Source organism: Streptomyces sp. SPB074, from assembly GCF_000154905.1.
Classification (GTDB): Bacteria; Actinomycetota; Actinomycetes; order Streptomycetales; family Streptomycetaceae; genus Streptomyces.
Window position 1 is genome coordinate 4,206,603 of the sequence record NZ_GG770539.1, and the last position, 4,922, is coordinate 4,211,524.

At 72.3% G+C, this 4,922-nt stretch carries 2 protein-coding genes; both read left to right on the forward strand.

The window, feature by feature from the left end:
• Positions 1–334 precede the first annotated feature (334 nt).
• Positions 335–1,327 (forward strand): peptide deformylase, encoded by a 993-nt coding sequence (locus tag SSBG_RS30270; protein ID WP_234010569.1) that lies wholly within the window; start codon positions 335–337, stop codon positions 1,325–1,327.
• Between the two features lie 280 nt (positions 1,328–1,607).
• Positions 1,608–4,922 (forward strand): transcription-repair coupling factor (mfd, locus tag SSBG_RS17545; protein ID WP_037870043.1); only part of this gene is annotated, 3,315 nt, incomplete at its 3' end.

Genomic DNA, 4,922 nt, shown 5'->3' on the forward strand with positions numbered 1-4,922 from the left:
AAAAAAAAAAAAAAACATACGTTACATATCCTGAACATACAGATAACACCGGTCATGACAGGACCTTTCTGGCCTCGTGAGTTTCTTTTATGTCCAGAATAAAAAATCCAACCAGATTAATTGATGTCCTCGCCCTCGACTCGTGGACGCGGCGGAGTGCGCGGCGTGGCTGCAGACGACGGCGTTGCGACTCGCGATGCGGCTCGATCCGGGGCCGCGCGTCCGGTGAGCGCCGGGGGCGCTCGTACGACCGACGTTCGTACCGGGCCCGGACGCGCCGACGGCGCTGCGGGCGTGGGCGGAGGACGCGGCCGGTCAGGCGGCGGTGGGGGAGGTGCTGGAGGGCGGGGGGCCGTTCGGGGCGCGGTTCCCGGACGTGGACGGCGGCTGGTACGAGCTGGTCGCCGAACCGGTTTCCGTGCGGACGGAAGCGGCGGAACGGAAGGCGGGAGCCCCCATGAAGGAGACGAGCTTGCCCGAGGACGAGGCCGCGACGGTGCGTTGCGACGCTGAGACGGACGTGCCGCATCTGATGCGGATCTTCGCGAAGCGGCTGAGCATCCACACGGTGGGCGGGGAGCCCGCGAGCCGCACGCGGTGCGGGCTCGAACGGCACGAGGGCGTCGAACACGTCGGACGGGTGCGGCATTTGCGGGAGGGGGCGGTGTGGGTGACGTTCACGCGCGAGATGCCGCCGTACCAGGCGAGGCTGCTGCCGCCGTGCGAAGGCGCGGCCGGGGGCGGGCTGCCGTGCGGGCTGTGGGAGGGGCACCGGGGACGCTGTCTGCCCGCCGAGCGGGAGCGGCCGGCGCCGGAGCGGATCGGGGAGCTGGGGGTGCTGCTGGAGGGGGCGCCGGAACTGGCGCGCCCGGTCACGGAGTTCGACCTGCCGAGGGAGCGGGAGGAGGCGACGAGGACGGTACGGGCGATCGAGGCGGTACTGGACCGCGTGCTGCGGCTGTGCCCCTTCCCGGAGGGAGTGGGCCTCTCGGCCCCGCAGATCGGCATCCCCCGCGCGGCGGCCCTCGTCCAGCCCCCCTGGGGCGCCCCCGCCGTCATCCTCCTGAACCCCCGCGTCACCGCCACGTCCCGCGAGACGACCGAGTCCGTCGCGACCTGCCCCGGCCATCCCGCTCCCCGCCCCCCGGTCCGCCACCCCCGCGACATCACCGTGGCCACCACGACCCTCACCGGGCACCCCCTCTCCGCCACCTACACCCACCCCCTCTCCCACCTGGTCCACCACGAGATCGGCCACCTCGCCCCGCCCCCCGCGCCCCGGCCGCCCGACCGGCTCCCGGTGCGGCCGGGCCGGTCCGCCGACTGAGGAGGGGGCGCAGCCCCCCGACGGCGACGGACGGCGATGGTCGCACCGCCCCGATGGCACCGGTCCGGCGACACCGGTCCGGCGTGATCGTGTACGGAGGGTGACTGTCACGCCCGTCCGGGGGCTTCGCGTCGTACGCTGGGAGACCCCCGGCCCGTACCGCGTGCCGGTCTTTCGCGTTGCTCCGGGCCGCTGCCGCGCGGCGGGAGCGGACCCCGGTCCACGTACGGACAGTGCCGGGTCGCGCACGGACACCCCCGGCCAAGGACGGATGGCATTCATGAGTCTGCACGGTCTTCTCGACGCGGTGCTCGACGACCCGGCGCTCGCCGAGGCGGTCAAGGCCGCGGGCGACGGGCACCGCACCCGGGCGGATGTCGTCGGGCCGCCCGCCGCGCGGCCCTTCGTCGTGGCCGCGCTCGCGCGCGAGGCGCGCCGTACCGTTCTCGCCGTCACCGCGACGGGCCGCGAGGCCGAGGACCTGGCCGCCGCGCTGCGCACCCTGATCCCCGCCGAGGGCGTGGTCGAGTTCCCCTCCTGGGAGACGCTGCCGCACGAACGCCTCTCGCCCCGCTCCGACACCGTGGGCCGCCGCCTCGCCGTGCTGCGCCGCCTCGCGCACCCCGAGGCGGACGACCCCGAGGCGGGGCCCGTCTCCGTCGTCGTCGCGCCGATCCGCTCCGTGCTCCAGCCGCAGGTCAAGGGGCTCGGGGACCTGGAGCCCGTCGCGCTGCGGCAGGGGCGGAGCGCCGATCTCCAGGAGATCGTCCAGGCGCTCGCCGCCGCCGCGTACGCGCGCGTGGAGCTGGTCGAGAAGCGCGGCGAGTTCGCCGTGCGCGGCGGCATCCTCGACGTCTTCCCGCCGACCGAGGAACACCCGCTCCGCGTCGAGTTCTGGGGCGACGAGGTCGAGGAGATCCGCTACTTCAAGGTCGCCGACCAGCGCTCCCTGGAGATCGCCGAGCACGGGCTGTGGGCCCCGCCCTGCCGCGAACTCCTCCTCACCGACGAGGTGCGCCGCCGCGCCGCCGTACTCGCCGAGGAACACCCCGAGCTGCACGAACTGCTCGGCAAGATCGCCGAGGGCATCGCCGTCGAGGGCATGGAATCGCTCGCGCCCGTCCTCGTGGACGACATGGAACTGCTCCTCGACGTCATGCCCGAGCGGTCGATGACGCTCGTGTGCGACCCCGAGCGGGTCCGGACCCGCGCCGCCGACCTCGTCGCGACGAGCCAGGAGTTCCTGCAAGCCTCCTGGGCGGCCTCCGCGACCGGCGGCGAGGCGCCGATCGACGTCGGCGCCGCCTCGCTGCGCTCCCTCGCCGACGTGCGCGAGCACGCCGTGCACGACCTCGGCACCCCGTGGTGGTCGGTCTCGCCGTTCGCCGTGGACGAGGAACTGGACGGCGACACGATCAGCCTCGCGATGCACGCCCCCGAGACCTACCGGGGCGACACCGCGCGCGCCCTCGCCGACACCAAGCGCTGGGTCAGCGAGGGGTGGCGCACGGTGTACGTCACGGAGGCGCAGGGCCCCGCGTCCCGTACCGCCGAGGTGCTCGGCACCGAGGGCATCCCGGCCCGCCTCGATCCCGACCTCGGCGCGATCTCGCCCGCCGTCGTCCACGTCTCCTGCGGCTCCATCGACCACGGCTTCATCGACCCGGCGCGCAAGCTCGCCGTCCTCACCGAGACGGACCTCTCGGGGCAGAAGGCGGCCGGCAAGGAAGGCGCCCGGATGCCGGTGCGCCGCCGCAAGTCCATCGACCCGCTCACGCTGGAGACCGGCGACTACATCGTCCACGAGCAGCACGGCGTGGGCCGCTACATCGAGATGGTGCAGCGGACGGTCCAGGGCGCGACCCGCGAATACCTCGTGGTCGAGTACGCGCCCGCCAAGCGCGGCCAGCCCGGCGACCGCCTCTACATCCCGACCGACCAGCTCGAACAGATCACGAAGTACGTCGGCGGCGAGGCCCCCACGCTGCACCGGCTCGGCGGCGCCGACTGGACGAAGACGAAGGCGCGCGCGAAGAAGGCCGTCAAGGAGATCGCCGCCGACCTCATCAAGCTCTACTCCGCGCGCATGGCCGCCCCCGGCCACGCCTTCGGGCCCGACACGCCCTGGCAGCGCGAACTGGAGGACGCCTTCCCGTACGCCGAGACGCCCGACCAGCTGACCACCATCAGCGAGGTCAAGTCCGACATGGAGAAGACGGTCCCGATGGACCGCCTCATCTGCGGCGACGTGGGCTACGGCAAGACGGAGATCGCGGTACGGGCGGCCTTCAAGGCCGTCCAGGAGGGCAAGCAGGTCGCCGTCCTCGTGCCCACGACGCTCCTCGTGCAGCAGCACCTCTCGACGTTCTCGGAGCGGTACGCGCAGTTCCCCGTCACGATCCGCGCCCTCTCCCGCTTCCAGACCGACACCGAGGCGAAGGCGACCCTGGAGGGGCTGCGGGACGGCTCCGTCGACCTCGTCATCGGCACGCACCGCCTCTTCTCCTCGGAGACGAAGTTCAAGGACCTCGGGCTCGTCATCGTGGACGAGGAGCAGCGCTTCGGCGTCGAGCACAAGGAGCAGCTCAAGAAGCTGCGGGCGAACGTGGACGTCCTCACGATGTCCGCGACGCCCATCCCGCGCACGCTGGAGATGGCCGTCACGGGCATCCGCGAGATGTCCACCATCACCACCCCGCCCGAGGAGCGGCACCCCGTCCTCACCTTCGTCGGCCCCTACGACGAGAAGCAGATCGGGGCAGCGATCCGGCGTGAACTCCTGCGCGAGGGCCAGGTGTTCTACATCCACAACCGCGTCGACTCCATCGACAGGGCGGCGGCCAGGCTCCGCGCCGTCGTCCCCGAGGCGCGCATCGCGACCGCGCACGGGCAGATGAGCGAACAGGCCCTGGAACAGGTCGTGGTGGACTTCTGGGAGAAGAAGTTCGACGTGCTCGTCTCGACCACGATCGTCGAGTCCGGCATCGACATCTCCAACGCCAACACGCTGATCGTGGAGCGCGGCGACAACTTCGGCCTCTCCCAGCTCCACCAGCTCCGCGGGCGCGTCGGCCGCGGCCGCGAGCGCGGGTACGCGTACTTCCTCTACCCGCCGGAGAAGCCGCTCACGGAGACTGCGCACGAACGCCTCGCGACGATCGCGCAGCACACCGAGATGGGCGCGGGCATGTACGTCGCGATGAAGGACCTGGAGATCCGCGGCGCGGGCAACCTGCTCGGCGGCGAGCAGTCCGGGCACATCGCGGGCGTCGGCTTCGACCTGTACGTGCGGATGGTGGGCGAGGCCGTCGCCGACTACCGGGCCCAGCTCGACGGGACCTCCGAGGAGGAACTGCCGCCCGAGGTCAAGATCGAACTCCCGGTGGACGCGCACGTCCCCCACGAGTACGCCCCGGGCGAGCGGTTGCGCCTCCAGGCGTACCGGGCGATCGCGGCGGCCACCTCGGAGGAGGACATCACGGCGGTACGCGAGGAGCTGACCGACCGGTACGGGCCGCTGCCCGAGCCCGTCGAGAACCTGCTCCTCGTCGCCGGGCTCCGGCTGCTCGCGCGGGCCTGCGGGGTCGCCGAGATC